The 20,089-nt window shown below is 68.3% G+C and carries 18 protein-coding genes; 10 read left to right on the top strand and 8 right to left on the bottom strand.

Features of this window, described 5'->3' with window-relative positions; translation table 11 throughout:
- Nucleotides 1–51 precede the first annotated feature (51 nt).
- Together QFW96_RS09030 and QFW96_RS09025 are read left to right on the top strand one after the other, a co-directional pair.
- Nucleotides 52–1,185, top strand: a complete 1,134-nt coding sequence (locus QFW96_RS09030) for an MFS transporter (protein WP_281455090.1) — start codon at nt 52–54, stop codon at nt 1,183–1,185.
- Between the two features lie 182 nt (nt 1,186–1,367).
- Nucleotides 1,368–1,787 (top strand): hypothetical protein, encoded by a 420-nt coding sequence (locus QFW96_RS09025; RefSeq protein ID WP_281455089.1) that lies wholly within the window; start codon nt 1,368–1,370, stop codon nt 1,785–1,787.
- On the opposite strand, the gene QFW96_RS09020 is transcribed toward QFW96_RS09025, so the two are convergent.
- Nucleotides 1,780–2,157: a hypothetical protein gene (locus QFW96_RS09020; RefSeq protein ID WP_281455088.1), complete on the bottom strand. Its 378-nt coding sequence runs from the start codon at nt 2,155–2,157 to the stop codon at nt 1,780–1,782. The genes QFW96_RS09025 and QFW96_RS09020 overlap by 8 nt on opposite strands.
- Nucleotides 2,158–2,524: 367 nt before the next feature.
- Between QFW96_RS09020 and QFW96_RS09010 the strand changes: the two genes are divergently transcribed.
- From QFW96_RS09010 to QFW96_RS08990, 5 genes are all read left to right on the top strand, one after another.
- The gene (locus tag QFW96_RS09010; RefSeq protein WP_425524738.1) at nt 2,525–4,576 is read left to right on the top strand and encodes a transglycosylase domain-containing protein; all 2,052 of its coding nucleotides are present in this window, start codon (nt 2,525–2,527) and stop codon (nt 4,574–4,576) included.
- Nucleotides 4,577–4,694: 118 nt separating this feature from the next.
- Complete coding sequence (locus QFW96_RS09005) at nt 4,695–5,654, top strand: CPBP family intramembrane glutamic endopeptidase (RefSeq protein ID WP_281455087.1); 960 nt, start codon at nt 4,695–4,697, stop codon at nt 5,652–5,654.
- An 89-nt stretch (nt 5,655–5,743) separates the two neighbouring features.
- Nucleotides 5,744–7,111 (top strand): serine hydrolase domain-containing protein, encoded by a 1,368-nt coding sequence (locus QFW96_RS09000; RefSeq protein WP_281455086.1) that lies wholly within the window; start codon nt 5,744–5,746, stop codon nt 7,109–7,111.
- A gap of 104 nt (nt 7,112–7,215) precedes the next feature.
- Complete coding sequence (gene arfB / locus QFW96_RS08995; RefSeq protein WP_281455085.1) at nt 7,216–7,650, top strand: alternative ribosome rescue aminoacyl-tRNA hydrolase ArfB; 435 nt, start codon at nt 7,216–7,218, stop codon at nt 7,648–7,650.
- A 61-nt stretch (nt 7,651–7,711) separates the two neighbouring features.
- The gene (locus QFW96_RS08990) at nt 7,712–8,656 is read left to right on the top strand and encodes a patatin-like phospholipase family protein (RefSeq protein WP_281455084.1); all 945 of its coding nucleotides are present in this window, start codon (nt 7,712–7,714) and stop codon (nt 8,654–8,656) included.
- Here the strand turns inward: QFW96_RS08990 and QFW96_RS08985 are convergent.
- The 5 genes from QFW96_RS08985 to QFW96_RS08965 all read right to left on the bottom strand — a co-directional run bounded on the left by QFW96_RS08985 (nt 8,631) and on the right by QFW96_RS08965 (nt 14,343).
- Nucleotides 8,631–9,380: a hypothetical protein gene (locus tag QFW96_RS08985; protein WP_281455083.1), complete on the bottom strand. Its 750-nt coding sequence runs from the start codon at nt 9,378–9,380 to the stop codon at nt 8,631–8,633. The genes QFW96_RS08990 and QFW96_RS08985 overlap by 26 nt on opposite strands.
- Before the next feature lie 173 nt (nt 9,381–9,553).
- Nucleotides 9,554–10,186, bottom strand: a complete 633-nt coding sequence (locus QFW96_RS08980) for a GTP-binding protein (RefSeq protein ID WP_281455082.1) — start codon at nt 10,184–10,186, stop codon at nt 9,554–9,556.
- Nucleotides 10,187–10,266: 80 nt separating this feature from the next.
- Nucleotides 10,267–10,929, bottom strand: a complete 663-nt coding sequence (locus tag QFW96_RS08975; RefSeq protein WP_281455081.1) for a DUF742 domain-containing protein — start codon at nt 10,927–10,929, stop codon at nt 10,267–10,269.
- A 7-nt stretch (nt 10,930–10,936) separates the two neighbouring features.
- Nucleotides 10,937–11,377, bottom strand: a complete 441-nt coding sequence (locus QFW96_RS08970) for a roadblock/LC7 domain-containing protein (protein WP_281455080.1) — start codon at nt 11,375–11,377, stop codon at nt 10,937–10,939.
- 32 nt (nt 11,378–11,409) lie between these two features.
- Nucleotides 11,410–14,343, bottom strand: a complete 2,934-nt coding sequence (locus tag QFW96_RS08965) for a sensor histidine kinase (RefSeq protein ID WP_281455079.1) — start codon at nt 14,341–14,343, stop codon at nt 11,410–11,412.
- Between the two features lie 832 nt (nt 14,344–15,175).
- Here QFW96_RS08965 and QFW96_RS08960 point away from each other — a divergent pair.
- The 3 genes from QFW96_RS08960 to QFW96_RS08950 all read left to right on the top strand — a co-directional run bounded on the left by QFW96_RS08960 (nt 15,176) and on the right by QFW96_RS08950 (nt 18,084).
- Entirely contained in the window at nt 15,176–15,595 is a 420-nt protein-coding gene (locus QFW96_RS08960; RefSeq protein WP_281455078.1) for a DUF485 domain-containing protein, read from the top strand.
- Nucleotides 15,595–17,157 carry a solute symporter family protein gene (locus QFW96_RS08955; protein WP_281455077.1) on the top strand — a complete coding sequence of 521 codons (1,563 nt, stop codon included), beginning with the start codon at nt 15,595–15,597 and terminating at the stop codon, nt 17,155–17,157. The genes QFW96_RS08960 and QFW96_RS08955 overlap by 1 nt, the downstream gene beginning before the upstream one ends.
- A gap of 189 nt (nt 17,158–17,346) precedes the next feature.
- Nucleotides 17,347–18,084, top strand: coding sequence for a FadR/GntR family transcriptional regulator (locus QFW96_RS08950; protein ID WP_281455076.1), 738 nt, complete (start codon nt 17,347–17,349; stop codon nt 18,082–18,084).
- Between the two features lie 10 nt (nt 18,085–18,094).
- Here the strand turns inward: QFW96_RS08950 and QFW96_RS08945 are convergent, their stop codons facing one another.
- Together QFW96_RS08945 and paaK are read right to left on the bottom strand one after the other, a co-directional pair.
- Entirely contained in the window at nt 18,095–18,712 is a 618-nt protein-coding gene (locus QFW96_RS08945; protein WP_281455075.1) for a TetR/AcrR family transcriptional regulator, read from the bottom strand.
- 23 nt (nt 18,713–18,735) lie between these two features.
- Nucleotides 18,736–20,082 carry a phenylacetate--CoA ligase PaaK gene (gene paaK / locus QFW96_RS08940; protein WP_281455074.1) on the bottom strand — a complete coding sequence of 449 codons (1,347 nt, stop codon included), beginning with the start codon at nt 20,080–20,082 and terminating at the stop codon, nt 18,736–18,738.
- Nucleotides 20,083–20,089: the final 7 nt, after the last annotated feature.

Genomic DNA, 20,089 nt, shown 5'->3' with positions numbered 1-20,089 from the left:
CGGGTGCTGCCCGAATGGACACGGGCCGTTCGAGCGGCTTATCAAGAGCAGGTGCGCACACCCGTCTCCACCGGCACCCCGACACCGCTGCGACAGCGATCCTTCCGATTCCTGCTGATCGCGACGGTCGGGGGATTCTCCGGGTATGCGCTGCTGCTGCCGGTCGTGCCGCTGTGGGCGGTCTCCGGAGGCGCAGGAGAGGTCGCGGCCGGCGCGACGAACGCGGTGTTCATGCTGATCACGGTGCTCACCCAACTGGTGATGCCGTGGCTGCTGCGCCGCGTCGACTGCCGCGGGCTGTTCGCCCTCGGCACCGCCTTGATCGGGGCGCCCACACCGCTGTTCACGCTGTCCAGCGACATCGCGACCCTGCTCGGGGTGTCAGCGCTGCGCGGGATCGGCTTCGGCGTCCTGACCGTCACCGGCTCAGCGTTGACCGCGGAACTCGTGCCGATCGCCCAGCGCGGCAGAGCCGCCGCCTACTACGGCCTGGCGATCGGACTCCCCAACGTCGCACTGCTACCGGCGGGGGTGTGGCTCGGTGAGCGGATCGGATTCGAGCCCCTGTTCTGGGCCGCCGGTGCGGTTCCACTCGTGGCCGCGCTGGCCGCCCTGGGGATCGCGCGCGTGCACCTCGGCGAGGCGAAGCGGACCGCGCCCGCTCGTCCGGTCGCCTTGCTGCCGTCCTGGACGATCATGGTCGTCAACACCGCGGCGGCCGGCGGCCTGACCGCCTTCCTCCCGATGGCCGTCGATGCCTCGGTCGCGCCCGCCGGACTGCTCGTCTTCGCCGCCGCGACCATGCTCGGCCGGTGGCTCGCGGGGTACGTGGGGGACCGGCTGGGCCAGCGAGGTGTCCTCAGACCCGCGGTCCTGCTCGGCGGCATCGGCGTGCTGCTGCTGGCGGTGGCCGCGTGGACCGCGGATCCGGTCGCCCTGGCCGGCGCGGCGCTGTTCGGTGCCGGTTTCGGCGCGGTGCAGAACACCACCCTCATCCTCATGCTGGAACGGGTCGACTCGGCGACCGCCAGCACCGCGTGGAACATCGCCTACGACGGCGGCCACGGACTCGGGGCCATCGGATTCGGCGTGCTCATCGCCGCGACCGGATATCCGGCGACCTTTGCGATCACCGGCGTTCTGCTGGTGCTCTGCCGGGCCCTCGCGGTGCGTCGGTGGGCGTGAAGCAGGGAACCTTCCTGTCACGGCCGTGCGGGCATCATCCGATCGCGGGCACATCCGTCCTGTGGGGTCGGCCACACCGCGCCCGTGGGCGTGAGGGCGGTGAAGTCACCGACAGTGGCCGGTGGTCGTCGCCGCAGATGCCGGGCGGCCGCCGGGGACGGGGAGCACCTAGAATCGGAAGCGTGTTGCGCAGCCTGTTGACCCCACGTTGGCTGCTTCTGCATGTGCTGTTCATCGTGGCCACGATCGCCACCGGCTTCCTCGCCGTGTGGCAGTGGGACCGCGCGCACGAGGCGGGCGGGAGCTTCCAGAACCTCGGCTATGCGCTGCAGTGGCCGCTGTTCGGCGCGTTCACGATCTTCCTCTGGATCAAGCTCGTCCGCATGGACTTCGCTCAGCAGCGCGGCGAGGACGAAACCGGCAGCGAACCCGAAACTTCGGAAGAGCAGCGGACGACAGCACCCGAGACAGCGGAACAACGCCGGACGCGGCCGCTCGTGCCGCCGCCGGCGCCCCCGGTCGACGCCGACGAAGATCCGGAACTGGCCGAGTACAACCGGTATCTCGCCGGGCTCAACGAATCGGATCAGTCACCTAGTTGAAGGTGATCCCGCCGTTGATCTCGCGGGTCTGCACGAGGTTCGTGACCTGGCCCTTGTTGATGTTGACCACGTTGTCCGACGCCGTGATCTCGTTGTGCACGGCAGCTCCTTCGCGGCGCAGCTCCTCGGCGAACTCCACGTCCTCGGCGCACACCTCGTCCAAGCGCTCGGACAGCGCGGTGATCTGAGCCGGCCCCGCGTCTTCGCGCTCGACCGCCTCCAGGGCCGCCTGAGTGTCAGGATCCTGCTGCGACCTGCGGCGCAGCAGATCGCGGACCTTGGCCAAGGCCATCGTCCCCGCAGCACCCAGCGCGGTTGCGGTCTGCCCGCCGAGTGCGGTGGCCAACGAATCCAGGAACGGGTCGGTCATCTTTCCTCCGCGAGCAAGGGAACCAATCTGTCACGAAGTGTAGTGATCAGGCCCTGCTCCGTGTCGATTTCAAGTCGAATTCAGTTGTTCGGCAGCACGCGGGCCACGCGGCCGGGTGTGATATCAACGAACTGGTTGACGGCAAAGCGAAACGATGCCGATTGCTTCCGCGCAGCGGAAGCCGGTGGTTCTTTCCGACCGCTGGGATCGGTGAGCGGGAGTGCGGATGTGCGCCGCGTCCCGCGGTCGGTGGCCGGATCTTGCGGACACTTTGGTGATAGGGGCTGGCGTGCGCAGCGGCGTGCTGTTGAAGATGTTCGGACTGTGCGTCCTTGCCGGCGTACTCGTGGCGGCATTACTGCTGCCGGTGGCGACCGGGGCTGGGGCGATGGTCAACCAGACCACCCATGCCATGTCGAAAATGTCGAGTTCGCTGGCAAAGCAGGAAATGCCGCAGGTGTCCACCGTCACCGATCGCAACGGCAAACCCATCGCCTACTTCTTCAAGGACTACCGGGTCGAAACCCGCCCGGACCAGATCGCCGACACGATGAAGGCCGCCATCACCGCGGTCGAGGACAAGCGCTACTGGCACCACGGCGGCGTCGACTGGCACGGCACCATCCGGGCCCTGGCCACCAACATCGGCAGCGGTGAAACCGCCCAGGGCGCGTCGACGATCACTCAGCAGTACGTGAAGAACTACCTGGTGCACGTCACGGCCACCAACGAGCTCGAGGCCGAGCAGGCCAAGGAAACGACGATCGCGCGCAAGCTCCGCGAAGCCAAGATCGCCGTCGAGCTCGAACGCACGATGTCCAAGGAAGAGATCCTCACCGGCTATCTCAACGTGGTGCCCTTCGGCAACCAGACCTTCGGCGTCGGAGCGGCCGCCCAAACCTACTTCGGCACCACCCCGGACAAGCTGACGATCGCCCAGTCCGCGCTGCTGGCCGCGGTCGTCAACCAGCCCGGATCGCTGAACCCCAACAGCAACCCGCAGGACGCGCTCGCCCGGCGCAACCTCGTCATCGACCTGATGGCGGACAGCAACAACGACATCCGCATCACCAAGGAAGACGCCGAGATCGCCAAGCAGGAGCCCCTGGGCGTGCTCTCCCCGCTGGGGCGCCCGCCGAACGGCTGCGTCGGCATCGGTGACGGCACCACCGACGGCTTCTTCTGCACCTACGTCCGCGACTACCTCGAGCGCTACGGGATCGACACCGACCAGCTGAAGGTCGGCGGGTACACGGTGCGCACCACGCTCGACCGCACCGCCTCCGACGCGGCCAAGCAGGCCGCCCAGAAGCAGGTCCCGACCCAGACCGAGGGCATCGCCAACGCGATGTCGGTCGTCGAACCCGGCAAGGACAAGCACAAGGTCCGAGCACTGGTCGCCAACCGCGACTTCGGCAATGACCCCAGCAAGGGGCAGACGGCCTACGACATCGTCAGCCGAGTGCAGCCCTTCGGCGCCGGGTCGATCTACAAGATCTTCACCGCCGGGGCCGCGCTCGAACGCGGCATGGACATCTACGACACGATCGACGTGCCCGCCAGCTACACCTCGCGCGTCTACAAGAACGGTCTGGCGCCCTACACCGTGCACAACGCCGAAGGCGTCCGGCCCGGACCGCGCACCCTGCAGATGGCGCTGGCAACATCCCCGAACACCGGATTCGTGGCGCTGCTGGAACGCGTCGGGCTGAACAACGCCGTCGACATGGCCGCCAAGCTCGGCATGCGCAAGAGCATCAACGGCGTCAACGCGCTGGGATCCACGCTCAAGGACGACGGGTCGAACGGGCCGTCGCTGGGCGACTCCATCAAGAACCGCAACAACGGGTCCTTCACCCTCGGCTTCACCCCGACCAGCGTGCTGGAGCTGTCCAACGTCGCCGCCACGATCATGAGCGACGGCGTCTACTGCCCGCCGACGCCGATCGAGGAGGTCAAGGACCGCTACGGCAACCCGGTCACGCTCAACGAGCCCGGCTGCGAGCAGGCGGTGTCGCCGGCGGTGGCGACCGGGCTGGCGCAAGGGCTCAGCAAGGACGACACCGAGGGAACCTCCCGCGCAGCGGCGCAGGCGGTTCAGTGGGCGCGTCCGATGATCGGCAAGACCGGCACCACCCAGGAGCACAAGTCCGCCGCGTTCCTGGCCGCCACCCCGCAGATGGCGGGCGCGGTGCTGACCTACTCCGATGGCAAGCGGCCCCAAGGCATCTGCGACGGTGGCGGTGACTCACCGCCGTACCTGTGCGGCGACGGCAACATCTACGGCGGCAAGGTGCCCGCGCGCACCTGGTTCGACGCGATGACGAAGATCCACAACGGTCTGCCGACCGTGCCCCTCCCGGGCACACCGGCGGCACCGCCCGCGCAAGCTCCGCAGCCCGGAGCACCAACTCCGTGAGCGAGCGATCGTGACGACGAGGGGGCCTTCCTGTCATGTCGGATGACAGGAAGGCCCCCTTTCTCTCATCCCAGGGCGTGCTCAGCGACAACTCAGAAAACGTTGGCAAAATGCCAGCGTGGCTTCCGAACGTGATCGAGTGGATGTTCGCGGCACCGTCTGGTTCGTCGTCCTCGCCTACGCACCGGCCTGGTTGCTGAGCCTTCCGCTCTGGCTGACCGGCGAGGGGCTGTCGTGGAAGTGGGCGCCGGTCGCCCTCGCGCTCATGATGTTCATGCCCGCGGTGGCCGCGTTGGTGGTCAGCCGGTGGATCAGCCCGAGCCCGACCCCACTGCGATCACTGGGACTGACCAACCCCGGCGGAATCAAGAAGTGGTGGCACTACGCGCTCCTGGGCTGCGCCGGGCCGCTGGTCGCGATGCTGCTCGCCCTGGTGGTCGGATACCTGCTCGGCGTCTACGAAGCGGACTGGACCGGGTTCTCCGGACTCGCCGAACAGACCGGCACCACCGTCGTCGGTGAGCAGAACCAGGTCTCACCGACCGGGCTCGCCGTGACCCAGCTCGGCTGGATCTTCCTGCTCGGGTGGGTTCACGCGGTTCCCGCGCTCGGTGAGGAACTCGGCTGGCGCGGCTACCTGGTCAAGCAGCTGCTCCCGCTCGGTCAGTCCGGCGCGTTCTTGACCACCGGTGTCCTGTGGGGCCTGTGGCACGCCCCGATCCTGCTCCTCGGCTACAACTACCCGACCGTGCCCGTCGTGGTCGCGTTCTTGATGATGGGCTGCTTCTGCGTGCTGGTGGGGACGTTGCTGGGTTGGCTGCGGCTGGCGTCGGGCAGCGTCTGGCCGGCGGCGATCGCGCACGGATTCCTCAACTCCGCGGGCACCATGGCGCTGGTCTTCAGCCAGGCCGGACATCCGGTCGACAACGCCGGTGTCGGCTTGCTGGGCTGGACCGGCTGGATCGTGCTGGCACTGCTCATCCTCGTCCTGATCATGATCGGAAAGCTGCCCGTGAAGTTCCCGGTGGTGAAGCAGGGGATCAGCAAGGGAGTCGAACGGCGCAGCCGCAAGGCCTGAGCCGAAGCACGGGAACCTTCCTGCCACTCCGCCCGGACGCTCGGAGACGATGCGCGTGCGCACGACCTTTGGCGTGACAGCATTGAGGCATGGTGACGAGTCTGCTGCCCTCCACCCAGCGCGTGCTGCTGCGACGCCTGGCCGTGGAGCAGAGTGAAAACCGGGTTCCTTCCCTCATCGCCGGCCTGCTGCGCGACGGCGAGACCATCTGGGTCGACTCCCGCGGCCAGGTCAACGGGGCACCCGCCTCCACCGACACCCAGTACCGGGTCGGTTCGATCACGAAGACGTTCGTGGGCGTCCTGGTGATGCGGCTGCGCGATGAAGGTCGCCTCGACCTCACCGACAAGCTCGACGAGCACCTCCCGGGAACGGCGCTCGGCAACCGCAGCATCGGCGAGATCCTCAGCCAGTGCAGCGGCCTGACCGCGGAACCCGCCGGGCAGTGGTGGGAACGCACCCCGGGAGGAAGCGCCGACGAGCTGCTCGCCACCATCGACGACAGCGCGATCCGCCCGACACCGCGCCACCAGTTCCACTACTCGAACGTCGGGTTCGGCGTCCTGGGCGAACTGGTCGCCCGCCTCCGCGGAGCCCCGTGGCACGAGGTGATGGAACGCCAAATCCTGCAGCCGCTGGGGATGCGTCGCACCACCCTGAGCAACGTCGCACCGCACGCCGAAGGGCTGGCCGTGCACCCGTGGGCGGATGTCGTGCTGCCGGAACCGGCCGAGGACGCCGGTGCGATGGCACCGGCCGGGCAGTTGTGGTCGACCTTTGACGACATGGCCAGGTGGGCCCGGTTCGTCCTGGGCGACACCGGGGAGGTTCTGCACCCGGACACCGTGGCGGAGATGCGCGTGCCCGGATCCGTCGACGACGGACCCGAATGGCGCTCCGGCTACGGCCTGGGCCTCCAGCTGATCCGGCACAACGGTCGCAGGCTCGCAGGCCACAGCGGCTCCATGCCCGGTTTCCTGGCCAGCGTCTGGACCGACCCGGCCGAGAACGAGGCAGTGATCTTCATGGCCAACACCACGGCCGGCGTCACCGGAGCCCTCGGCACGGACCTGCTCGACGCTCTCGCCGAGCACGAACCGCGCATCCCGGAGCCCTGGATCCCCCGCCCGGACGTCGACATGGGACTGCTCGAACTGACCGGTGAGTGGTACTGGGGCCCGTCCCCGCACGTGCTACGGGTCCTGAGCAACGGTCTTCTTGACCTCAGGCTCGGGCACGGACGCAAGGGGAGGGCCTCGCGCTTCCGCCCCAACGGCGATGGCACCTGGACCGGCCTCGACGGCTACTACGCGGGCGAGATCCTGCGCATCGGCCGCGACGCCGACGGCAAACCCAACCACCTCAACCTCAACACGTTCATCCTCACCCGCACCCCCTACGCCGCCGACGCCCCGGTGCCAGGCGGGGTCGCCGGGTGGAGGCCCGCCGGGAGCTGAATCGCCTGCTTGGGAACCTTTCTGCCGCACAGGTGGCAGGAAGGATCCCAAGCCGCACGGCAGGTGCCGCCGTGCCCGCCGATGGACTGCGGCATGCTGGCGGTATGCCCGAAGACCTGCCCGTCACCCGTGCCTGGAGCATCCCGCCCGCGGAGCTCTCCGAGCGCTTCTCCAGGTCGTCCGGACCGGGCGGGCAAGGCGTCAACACCACCGACTCACGCGTGGAACTGTCCTTCGACCTCGCGCGGGCGGCGTCCGTGCCGGAGAAGCTGCGCGCCCGGGCGCTCGAGCGGCTCGGCAAGCGGCTCGTCGACGGGGTCATCACGATCACCGCGTCCGAGAGCCGAGCGCAGCTGGCGAATCGCCAAGCCGCGCGCGAACGCCTCGCCGCCGTGCTGGCCGCCGCCGTCGCACCGCCCGCGGCCCAGCGCCGCCCCACCAAGCCGACCAAGGGATCGCAGCGGCGGCGCCTGGCCGGCAAGAAGCGGCGCTCGGAGATCAAGCGCCACCGCAGGCGCGGTGATCCCGGCGACGCCTGAGCTGCGAATACTGCGTTCCTCGCTACTCTTGCGCACAAGGTGAATGCAGGAGGGAGAGCTGATGCGCACAGCATGGGTCCTGCCCGGCGGCTCCACCTTCGGAGCCATCCAGGCCGGTCTGGCAACGGCACTGATCGAGCACGGCGTCACCCCTGACATCGTCGTGGGAACCTCCGCGGGCTCGCTCAACGCGGCGTGGATCGCCGGTGACCCCACCGTGCGCGGTGTCGAGAAGCTGCGCGAGCTGTGGAAGTCGATGCGGCGCGCCGACGTATTCCCGATCCAGCCGATGAGGATCCTCGCGGGCAAGCTCGGCCTGTCCAACCACGTCATGGGCAACCACGGGCTCGCCCGATGGCTGCACGAGACCCTCCCGTTCCGCAGGCTCGACCAGGCGGAGATCCCGCTGACCGTCACCGCCACCGACCTCGTCAGCGGCGAAGCCGTCTACTTCGAAGAGGGACCCGCTCTGCCACCGCTGGTGGCGTCCTGCTCGATCCCCGGGATGTTCCCACCCGTGAAGGTCGGTGAGCGCTGGCTGGTCGACGGAGGCCCCGCGGCCTTCATGCCGATCAGCCGCGCCGTCGAGCAGGGAGCTCAGCGCGTGTTCGTGCTGCCCTGCGGTGGGACCGAGCCGTTCGAGCGCAACGCGGACCGGCGCCGCGGGGTCGGCTCCATCGCGACCTGGCCGCCGCCGAAAACACCGCCGCGCTCGGTCGGCGGAGTCAACGGCGCCGCCCTGGGTGCGGCGATGGTCTCCGCAGCACGCCTCGACATGCAGCTCAACGCCTCCCGCTGCGAGTTGTACGTGGTGCCCGCTCCTTCCGTCGTGGGGCTCTCGCCCTACTCGTTCGCGCACTCCGGCGCTCTGATCGACACGGCGTGGCGCAGCGCCGGCAGCTGGCTGCCTTCGGCGACACCGGTCCCGCCGGGACGTGCCGTGGACATCGCCGGGAAACCGGTCGACGATCGCCTCGCGATCAGGGATTCAGCGCCTGTGTCCTGAGGAACGCGCGACTGATCAGGCGCCCCGCCACCGCCAGCGGATGGCGACGTGAACGGGCTGCCCGCGCGGACGGCGGCGGTTTCCCGGAACCGGCGAGCGGCGCCACGCGCAGCAGATCGCGCGGTGGAGCGAGGTCTAGGCGGTAGGCGCGCAGCGTCGCGCGCGGCAAGGCCGTGCCACGGCGACTGCCGCGATTCATCTCGGTCACCAGTTCCTCGAAATCGCAGAGGTTCTCGTGCTGAACCGCTTCGAAGAGGAGCTGCTTGGTCAAGGCCGCGGACAGGAACGTGCGGGCGCCGTCCATCACTGCGCGCACCGGCGGGGCGACCGGAATCCCGTCGACGAAAACAGGTTTCGGCAGGCGGGTGGTTCGTTCGAAGCGCGTCCCCGCATAGCTCTGGATCTTCTGACCGTGCGGGATGAGGATGTGGACGTCAGCCGACTCGGGCGGCGATTTCAAGCCGTGCAGCCGTGCCGCGTGCATCCCCGTGACCATCGCGCCCGGGCCCGCGCGCAGCAACGCGGCGTCGATGCGGTCGCGCACCGTCGCGGGACCTGTTGCGACGAGCACGATTCCGGGCGCCAGGCGGGTCCACGGGCCGTCGGCACGAGCCCAGCGATAGGCGGTGGACTGGCTGATGCCGAGCCTGGCGAGTTCGGCGACGCGGTAGACGCGGCGACGCAGGTTGGCGGCGGCTGCCTTGGCGGCGATCGATTTCTGCATGCCAAGAACTATCGGCCCACAGCGCGCGAAATCGTGGAAGCAAGCGTCGACGTGCGCGTGTTGGGACCCGGTGCCTGAACGGGTGACCGCCCGGCTACGAAGTGGGCGTGGGAACGCTTCGCCCAGCCGAGCACCGGGATGAAGCGCTCCCACGCCCACCGGGAGCGGAGGGGTCAGCGCGTGGCAGAAAGGTTCCCCTGCTCCTCCGGATGCCGCTGCATCCACCACTGCATCGCGTACTCGACCAGCCGGATCAGGGATTGCTTGGTGGACTCCCTGTTTCGGGCGTCGCAGGTGACGATCGGGACGTCCTCGGGGATTGCCATCGCTTCGCGGACTTCCTGCACGCGGTGCTGCAGGTTGCCGTCGAAGCAGTTCAGGCCGACGATGTACGGCAGCTTCCGGTCCTCGAAGAAGTCGATGGCCGAGAAGCAGTCCGCGAGGCGGCGCGTGTCGACCAGCACGACCGCGCCGATCGCTCCTCGCACCAGGTCGTCCCACATGAACCAGAACCGGTGCTGGCCGGGGGTTCCGAAGAGGTACAGGATCAGATCCGAATCCAGCGAGAGGCGACCGAAGTCCATGGCCACCGTCGTGGTCTGCTTGTTCGGAGTGGCGTGCAGGTCGTCGATTCCGTGACTGGCCTCGGTCATGACCGCTTCCGTGGTCAGCGGCACGATTTCCGACACAGAACCGACGAACGTGGTCTTTCCTGCGCCGAAACCACCGGCGACGACGATCTTCGCCGAGGTGGTGGTCGGGGACCTGCGGGGGGATTCAGGCCGGGCTTGCGTATCAGGATTCATGTCTGCCCACTTCAGTCATCGAGTCAGAGCTGGGTTGCTGCGTTCGGCGCGTCGCCAATGAGTCCGGCGCGCTGGGGGAGTCAGAGCCGACGGAGACCGCTCAGAACTCGTTCCATCAACAGGAAGTGCGACGAGCTGGCGCTGTCGCTGACGGTTTCGTGCACGGTGATCAACCCCAGGTCCGCCATATCACCGAGCAGCACCTTGGCCACGCCGAGCGGAACCCCGAGCATCGCGCCCACTTCGGCCACCGATCTGGGGTGCCGGCAGATCTCGGCGATCGAGTGGTGCTCGGTGCGCCGCAACCGCTCCGGCGTGCAGAACTCGCTGGCCGAGACCAGCGTCTCCAGTTCCAGGTGGTGGTTGGACCTGGTGCGGCCTCCGGTCCACGCGTAGGGGCGGATGGAGGTCGACATCGCGTCACGGTCCGGCGAAGCGTCCGAGGGCTGCCTGGACGCGGGCACCGGTGCCGGGGCGGTCTCGCCGTGGCCGTCGGAGGCCGGCCACGGCGGTTCGGGCGCGGAGGCACCGGAATGCGGCGCGTGCGACCGCGCCCCGCGATCGTCACCGCCCGGCTCGGTCGCGCCCTGCGGTCCGGGGTCCTTCCGCGCACGTTTCCAGCGCCACCCGCGGCGTCCGCTGTCCAGGGTGAACCGGTTGAAAACCTCCGCCACGCCGTCGTTGTCCGGCGCATCGGGGTTACGCCACCGGTGTTGCCCGGTCGGGTCCGGACCTTCGCTCATCTCCGCCTCACACCGACTGTCCGGTCATCACGCGGCTCGTGCCCTGCAGTTGAGAACGCAGCTCGGGGGTCAGGATCTGGCCGACGCGTTCGACCAGCAGCGTCATCTCGTACGCGATCAAACCCATGTCGCACTGCGGAGCCGCCAGCACCGTCAGGCAGGAACCGTCGCTGATGGCCATCTGCAGCATCAGACCGCGTTCCATCTCGACCACGGTTTCGGTGACCGAACCCGCCTCGAAGCACCTCGCAGCCCCTTGCGTGAGGCTGAGCAGCCCGGACGCCACCGCAGCGAGCTGATCGGCGCGATCGGTGGGGAGCTTCGCCGATGCGGTCAGCAGCAGTCCGTCAGCAGAGACCACGACTGCGTGGGCGACACCGGGGACTCGCTCGGTGAAGTCCGTGACGAGCCAACCGAACTGGCTCGGCTGGGAATTGTGGGCGTTCATGGCGCCTCCTTTCCTCCTAACTGATTCGGGGGTCACCGGGTCTCATCCGTTGAGGGCTGAGGGTCGCGGAGACTGTGCTTGCCTTCGCGGACACCGCGTTGGAAGCTGGCCAGCCGACCGCGCATCACGTCTGCGTCGCGGGGCGGTGCGGTGGCCGAATCGGTGGCCAAGCCCGATACCAGCTGGGCTCTGGGTGTGCGGCGGGGAAGGCCGGAGGGCGTGTACTGCGCGGCCTCGTCGGAGGTCTCCTCCACCGCTGCGGGTGCGGGGTCTTCGGGCGCGTCCGGTGGCGCGGTGGCGGGTCCCTCGACCGCGCTGCTCGCCGCCTGGCCCGCCTGGGTCAGCCGGTGCCGACCCCGCTGGACCCCTGCCTGGAAGCTGGCCAGCCTGCCTCGGGCCAGGTTGGCGTCCCGCGTCGGCCGGGGCTCTTCGGCGTCGGGCCGGTCGGCGCTCCCGGCGACCAGGTTCGCCAGCGGAATCCGCTGCGGCAACCCGGCCGAGGTGAAGTCGGTGGGTTCCGCCGCCGCGACCTCCTCCGCGCGCTGCCTGCCCTCATCGCTGGCGAAGCTCCAGTCCCGCAGCGGCGCCTCGCTCGTGGAGTCGTCGGCGTCGTCGGAGGACGGGTCCTTCTCTTCCAGGTCCACCACCGCGAACGTCTCGGTGTTGGGGCCGTCGGCCTCGTCCGGCCAGAGGAGCTCGGGTTCACCGTCGGGCCGTTCCTGGAACCACGCCGAGGACAGCTCGTCGAGGATCGACTCCGCGGTGGAGGGAACCTCCATCGCGGGCGGCGGCTCGGTGGAGATCTCCTGGGTGGCGAACAGGTCCGCGGGAGCGGTGTTCGGCACCTCGTCGCCGTCTCCGCGGAAGAGGTGGAATCCGTTGTGGGTGGGCGGATCGCTGATCGCGTCCTGCTCAGCGGCCTCCCAGTCGAACTGCCGGATCAGCGTGTCGTCGTCGTGGTCCGGGCGGTAGACGCCGTTGGTGCGCGGGGCGGGCAGCGAGACGTCGTCGACCAGGAGCTCCGGCCGCAGCGTCATCGACACGCGCACGCCGGTGCCCTCCTGCCCGGGGGCGAGTTCGACGCGGATGCCGTGCCGACGGGCCAGTCGCCCGACCACGAACAAGCCCATGCGCCGGGACGTGGACTGCTTGATCTCCTCGTCGGAGGTCAGGCGCTGGTTGGCCTCGGCGAGCTCGGCGGGGTTCATGCCGATGCCCTCGTCGTCGATGTCGAGACGAAGGGAACCGTCCTTCTCCCGCTGTCCCGACACCACCACCTGGGTCTGCGGCGCCGAGAAGTTCGCGGCGTTGTCGAGCAGCTCCGCCAGCAGCCGCACCAGATCGTTGGCCACGTAACCGACGATCTTGGTGTCGGGCAGTTGCTGCACGGTCACCCGCGGGTAGTGCTCGATCTCCGAGACCGCCGCCCGCAGCAGGTCGGCGGGGGTGGTCGGCCTGGTGAACCGCCGGGCGAGGTCCGCGCCGGAGAGCACCATCAGGTTCTCGTTGTTGCGGCGCATCCGGGTCGCGAGGTGGTCCAGCTGGAACAGCGTCGCCAGCTGGTCGGGGTCCTCCTCGTCGCGTTCCAGCTGTTCGAACAGCCGCAGCTGGCGTTCGAGCAGGCTCTGGCTGCGCCGCGACACGTTGATGAACGAGTCGCTGTAGCTGCGGCGGAGCTCGGCCTGCTCGGTGGCGAGGGTGACCGCTTGCGCGTGCACGTCGTCGAACGCGCGGGCCACTTCACCGACCTCGTCGGTGGTGGAGACCGGCACGGGGTCGACCGCCAGCGGTGCGTGACCGGCGCGGATGTCGGCGACGGCGTTGGGCAGCTGGTGGTTGGCGGTGTCGAGCGCGCTGCGCCGCAGCACGTCGAGCGATCCGAGCAGGTGCCGGGCCATCACGACCACGATCGCTCCGGCGACGAGCAGGGCGCTGAGCAGCAGGACCGATTCGAGCCCGGCGAGGTTGCCCGCCGTGTCCTGCAGCGTGAAAGCGGTGTGGTGCAGCTGGCGGTCGAGCTGGGCCTGCAGATCGGTGAGCGCCTGCGCGGCGGTGTGCGACTGGTTCTTCCAGGTCGTCGACGACACCAGGTGCGAGGAGAGGCTCGATCGGGTGTTGTTCTGCTCGGCCATGGCCAGCTGCACCGAGGTTTCCCGGGCGGGCACCTCGGGATTGGTGTAGAGCCGGTCGTAGCGGATGCGCTGCTCCGGGTCGGCAGCGGCGCGGAACTCCTTGACCGCCGCGGTGCGGCGGGCCTCGCTGGCGGCGATCCGGGCGAGGTTGTCGCTGGTGAAGTTCTCGTGCGCGAGGCCGGTGAGCACCAGCGCCTGCTGCAACTGGACCTCTTCGCTGATCTTGGCCAGCTCGTGGATGGTGGTGGCGGTGGCCACGAGTTCCGACGAGGAGATCTGGCTGATCAGGGTGCGGTCGAGCGCGAGCATCACGTCGATGAGCTCGGTGTAGGAGTTGGCGGTGATGCCGGGGTCGACGTTGCCGCCGAGCACGAGCCTGCGGATCGGTTCGAGTTCGGTCGATTGCCGGTCGGTTTCCTGGCGGGCGTAGCGCACGGCGTCGCTGTCCGGTGCGGCGCGCAGCAGGCGTTGGGTTTCGGCGAGCGCCCGGTCCGAGTCGGCGAACCGGTTGCGGACGTCGGCGCTGGTGACTTGTCCGCGTGCCAGGAATTCCGCGGCCTGGCTGCGTTCGTCCTGCAGCCGGTCGACGGCGGTGCGCACGGCGCGGCCGGCTGAGACGACCCGGTCCATCTGCTCGTAGTTGCTGGCCTCGGTGATCTGACCGCGGATCTGCAGGACGCCCAGCACGATCGCGAAGATGACCGGGACGAGCACGACCGCGGCGATCTTGACCGGGAGTTTCCAGTTCTGCCACGTGATGATTCGAGTTGTGGCGCGCGACCACATGGACGTCCGGGTCGCGTTCGCGGGCGGGTCTTGTACTCCGCTGCTCACGACGCAGTCCTTTCCCGCGCGGTGGAAGCTTTCGTCGCCAACTGCGCGTTCGTGTGGTGGGCAGGCCGGCCCGCCTCGGGTGTGCGCGGCAGGTCATGCGTGGTTGGCGGCGCTGCCTGCGTTTCGGGGTTTTCGCGGGTGGCCGTGCGGTCTTCGACGGTGGTGCTCGAAGGCCTGCGATGTCGGGGGTGATCGCGGCGGCATCGAATCAGTTCGCACCGGTCGTCGGCGTGCAGAACACTACCTCACCGGAATGATCTACCAAGGTTCCTGAATTTGAACCGCTGACCTGCGAATTCGCATCAATGGAGATCATCTTCGTGGGTGGCGGCGGCCTCGCCGAGCACATTGGACACTGCTCGTGTTCATTTCCGGGGAGGTCGCCCGCGCTTTAGTCACCCGATGGAGAGAATCTCTCCTATCGGGTGACGATGTGGGCGAAAACGACAGGAAGGTTCCCATGCTCTTCCTGTGTTACCCTCGCCTAATTCTGCCGTTGATCAGCTAAAACGGTTTTCATCGGGCCGATCGTGGGGGACTCTGCGCTGCCGTCCGGCACCCGGGGAGGTGTGGCTTCGAGTCGGCCCCAATCACGCGTAGTGATCATTCGATTCATCAATAGGTGTGGTGTGTCGCTGCCGTAGTCCAGGTAATGCGAATTGATCGTTAGACTCCGGCCCGGTTGGCATCGCAAGGTCGTGCGGTCACCGGCCGCTGCTGAATTCGCGATCGAAGGAGATCGGGAACGACTGCGGCGGTCGGACGGAGTTGGGGGACTTCGCAGCATCGGCGGAACACGCCGGTGCGATGCTCGAAATGCTTGGAAGGATGCATGCGCAACGCCACCCAACCCCCGCCGCCCCCGCGGGAGACCGAAGCGACCTTCGGTCAGATCGACAAATCCGCCCGGCGCACCGATCTGCCCGACCTCGGTCGTCCGGAACCGGACTTCCCCGAACTCGCGCGCAGTGACGACTTCCGTGAACTGCGCGGCAAGCTGCGCAAGTTCACGTTCCCGATGACCGCGATCTTCCTGCTCTGGTACATCGGCTACGTCATCGCCGCCGCGTACTACCCCGGATTCATGGCGATCCGGCTGTTCGGGACCGTCAACATCGGTCTGGTCTTCGGCATCGCCCAGTTCGTGAGCACCCTGGTCATCACGGTCCTCTACCTGCGCTACGCGGCCGGCGAGATCGACCCGCGCGCCGATGCCCTCTACCGCGAGGCGACCGGGGAGGAGCGGCCGTAATGGACACCAACCCGATGCTCAACATCAGCATCTTCGCGGCATTCGTGCTGGTCACCCTCTACATCGTCTACCGGGTGAGCAGTGCGGGCTCCACCACCGACTACTTCGCCGCCGGTGCGCAGTTCACCGGTGCGCAGAACGGAATCGCGCTCTCTGGCGATTTCCTGTCGGCCGCCTCGTTCCTCGGCATCGCCGGCGCCATCGCCGTGCACGGCTACGACGGATTCCTCTACTCCATCGGATTCCTGGTCGGCTGGCTGGTGAACCTGCTCCTGATCGCCGAACTCCTGCGCAACACCGGCAGATTCACCATGGGCGACGTTCTCAGCTACCGGATGAACCAGCGTCCGGTGCGCGCGGCAGCAGCCGTGTCGACCATGGTCATCTCCTTCATCTACATGATCGCGCAGATCGCGGGCGCGGGAAGCCTCGTCGCGCTGCTGCTCGACGTGCACAGCGCGGCCGGGCAGGCGCTGGTGATCGCCGCGGTCGGCGCGCTGATGGTCGTCTACGTGCTCGTCGGTGGGATGAAGGGAACCACCTGGGTGCAGATCATCAAGGCCGTGGCGCTGATGCTCTGCGTCGCGCTCATGACCCTGTTCCTGATGGGCAAGTTCGGATTCAGCATCACGTCCCTGATGCAGCACGCGGCCGAGAAGAACCCGCTCGGCGAGCGGATCTTCGCCCCCGGAGCCCAGTACGGCGAGAATGGGACCACCAAGCTCGACTTCGTCTCGATGTCGCTGGCCCTGGTGCTCGGCGTGGCAGGGCTCCCGCACGTCCTCATGCGGTTCTACACGGTGCCCAACGCTCTGCAGGCCCGGCGTTCGGTGGTGTGGGCGACGGTCACGATGTCCGTGTTCTACCTGTGCACGCTGGTGATCGGCTTCGGCGCGGGCGCGGTCAGCGGCACGGACTCGATCCTGTCGGCCCCGGGCGGGGAGAACTCCGCGGCTCCGCTGCTCGCCTACCGCATCGGCGGAACGGTGCTGCTGGGAGTGGTCGCCGCGGTCGCCTTCGCCACGATCCTCGCCGTGGTGGCGGGGCTGACGTTGACCGCGTCGGCCTCCTTTGCCCACGACGTGTACGCCAACGTCTTCAAACGCGGCCAGGCCGACCCGGACTCGGAGATCCGGGTGGCCCGGCTGACGGCGTTGATCATCGGCGCCACGTCGATCATCGGCGGCATCCTGGTCAACGGTCAGAACCTCGCGTTCCTGGTGTCGCTGGCGTTCGCCTTCGCCGCTTCCGCGAACCTCTCCACCCTGCTGTTCTCGCTGTACTGGAGGAGGTTCAACACCCGAGGCACCTTGTGGGGCATGTACGGCGGGCTGGCCACGTGCCTGCTCTTGATGATCTTCTCGCCGGTCGTCTCGGGCGCCCCGTCGTCCATGATGCCCTGGGCCGACTTCGCCTTGTTCCCGCTGAACAACCCGGGCCTGGTGTCGATCCCGGCCTCGTTCCTGTTCGGCTACATCGGCACCCTGCTCGGAGAGCGCGAGGACGGCGACCGCACCGACGAGATGGAGGTCCGATCGCTGACCGGCATCGGCGCCCACTGACCAGCTGACCGATGAACGGGAACCTTCCTGCTACTTCCCCGGCAGGAAGGTTCCCGGGCTTTTCAGGGCCCGAATCCGGGCACCGGCCTCGAGCGGAGCGTAAGGATGCCGTCAGTGGGGCCGATTTCGGGTGAACGGGGACGTAAGGTGGTTGGACCTGGGCAACGAAGGCCGGAAGTGAGGAGTGGCATGAGTTCCGCGACCCACAGCTCGTGGGAGCCGGCGCGCAAGGTTCGGACCTACGAGCAGGTCATGTCGCAGATCGAGCAGCGCATCCTCGACGGTCGTCTCGCGCCCGGCGACCGGTTGCCCAGCGAGCGGGAGTTCGCCCAGCTCCTGGGAGTGAGCCGACCCTCGTTGCGGGAAGCGCTGCGCGTGCTCGAGGCCCTGGGCGTCGTCGACGTCCGGCCCGGTCGCGGTCCCGAAGGCGGAACGGTCTTCCTCGGCCACCCGGGTACCGGGTTCTCGATGCTGTTGAAGATGCAGCTCGCGCTCGGCCACTTCGACCCCGCCGAAGTTCTGCGGACCCGGTTGACGCTGGAGGAGTGGGCGATGACCGAGGCCGCACGGCACGCCACTCGAGCCGACCACCTCGCGTTGCGGGCGATCCTCGACCAGATGGACTCGCCGCACCTCACGGCCCGGGACTTCAACCGGCTCGACACCGAGTTCCACGTGCGGATCGCCGAATCCACCGGGAATTCCCTGGCCGCGCACCTGATGGGGTCGCTTCGCACCGCGATCCAGCGCCAGATGATCGAGGCCTACGAGCAGCTCGACGACTGGCGCCTGACCTCGCGTTGGGTGCGCCGCGAGCACCGAGCCATCCTGGAAGCGATCGAGAACCGCGACGGCCGGCGGGCGGTGGAGCTGCTGCACGGGCACATCAACGGCTTCTACGAACTCGGGGACGACCACCGCCCCTGATCGCGGGCGGTCACTCCTCCCTGCGGACTCGCAGCCCGTCGAAGGCGACGGCGGCCACCGTGTCGGCGAGCGTCTCGGTGTCCGCGCCGCGTCGCGGCCGATACCACTCGACCAGCGAGTTGACCATGCCGAACAGCAGGCGAGCCGCGGTGGCCGGGTCGACGTCCGGGCGCAGATCACCGTCCGCGGCGGCCTTGCTGACCAGGTCGGCGACGATCTGGTCGAACTCCCGCCGACGTGCCAGCGCCGCCTTCTCGACCTTGGTGTTGCCGCGAATCCGCAGCAGGAGGGTCACGAAGGGCAGCTGCTCGACGAGCACGTTGACGCTGGCGCGGACCAGGTACTCGAGCTTGTCGATGGCGCGACCGTCGATGCTCTCCAGCTTGTCGGCTTCGGCGAACAACCCGTCCAGCCCGCGGTTGACCGCCAGTCGCAGGAGTTCGTCCTTGCTGCGCACGTGGTGGTAGATCGCGGACTTGGTGATCTGCAGCTTGCGCGACAGATCTTCCATGCTGGTGCCGTCGTAGCCGCGCTCGTTGAACAGCTTGACCGCCACCGCGAGCAGGGATTCCAGGTCGTAGCCGGGACGACCGCGCTTGGTGGCGCGGTTGCTGGGTGGTTCGGTCATGGACACCATTATCGCAAGTGACCTCAGTCTCTAGGCCGTTGGTCGATGACCCTGCGGAGCTTGCCGACCGAGCGTTCCAGGGAGCCCGGCTCCACGATCTCCACGCCGACGCTGACGCCCACACCGTCCTTGACCCGCGCCGCGATCTCGGCCGAGGCCGTTCCCCACCGCTCCGCGGGCGTCTCGGGAAGGGCTTCGACGAGCACGGTCAGCCGGTCCATCCTCTCCTGGCGGGTGAGCCGGATCTGGAAGTGCGGTGAGAGGTCGGCGGTGTCGAGCACGATCTCCTCGACCTGGGTCGGGAAGACGTTCACCCCGCGCAGGATGATCATGTCGTCGCTGCGGCCGGTGACCTTGTCCATCCTCCGGTACGCGGGGCGGGCGGTGCCGGGACGCAGTGCCGTGAGGTCGCGGGTCCGGTAGCGGATGATCGGCAGCGCCTGCTTGGTCAGCGAGGTGAACAGCAGCTCACCGGTGGTCCCGTCGGGAAGCGCGACGCCGTCGATAGGGTCGACCACCTCCGGGTAGAAGTGGTCTTCCCAGATGTGCAGGCCGTCCTTGGTCTCGACGGCTTCCTGCGCGACGCCGGGTCCCATCACTTCGGAGAGCCCGTAGATGTCGACCGCGTCGATGTTCGCTCGTTCCTCGATCTCGCGGCGCATCTGCTCGGTCCACGGCTCGGCGCCGAAGATCCCCACCTGGAGCGAGGACTTCCGGGGGTCGATCCCTTGACGTTCGAACTCGTCGAGGAGCGTGAGCATGTAGGACGGCGTGACCATGATGATCTCGGGGCGGAAGTCGTTGATGATCTGAACCTGGCGTGCTGTCATGCCGCCGGAAGCGGGGATGACCGTGGTGCCCAGCTTCTCGGCGCCGTAGTGGGCCCCGAGCCCACCCGTGAACAGCCCGTACCCGTAGGAGACGTGCACCTTGTGCCCGGGGCGCCCGCCCGCGGCGAAGATGGATCGGGCCATCACCGTCGCCCAGGCGTCCAGGTCGGATTCGGTGTAGCCGACGACGGTCGGCTTTCCCGTGGTTCCGCTGGAGGCGTGCACGCGCCGCACCTGCTCCTGCGGGACGGCGAACATGCCGAACGGGTAGTTGGCGCGCAGGTCCTGCTTGGTGGTGAAGGGGAACTTCTCCAGGTCGCCCAGTTCCCTGCAGTCGTCCGGGTGCACCCCGGCGTCGTCGAACTTCCTGCGGTAGAAGGGAACGTTGTCGTAGGCGTGGCGCAGCGTCCACTGCAGGCGTTCGAGCTGCAGGGCGCGGAGTTCGTCGGTGCTCAGCCGTTCCGCCGGTGAGAGGTCGTCCACCGCGGGCGCGGTGCCCAGTCGGCGCGCGGTCGGCACTTCGTTGTGCGTGGTCGGCATGGGGAGA

It is taken from the genome of Saccharopolyspora ipomoeae (genome assembly GCF_029952525.1).
Classification (GTDB): Bacteria; Actinomycetota; Actinomycetes; order Mycobacteriales; family Pseudonocardiaceae; genus Saccharopolyspora; species Saccharopolyspora ipomoeae.
This window is presented reverse-complemented; position numbering and strand designations above follow the sequence as displayed.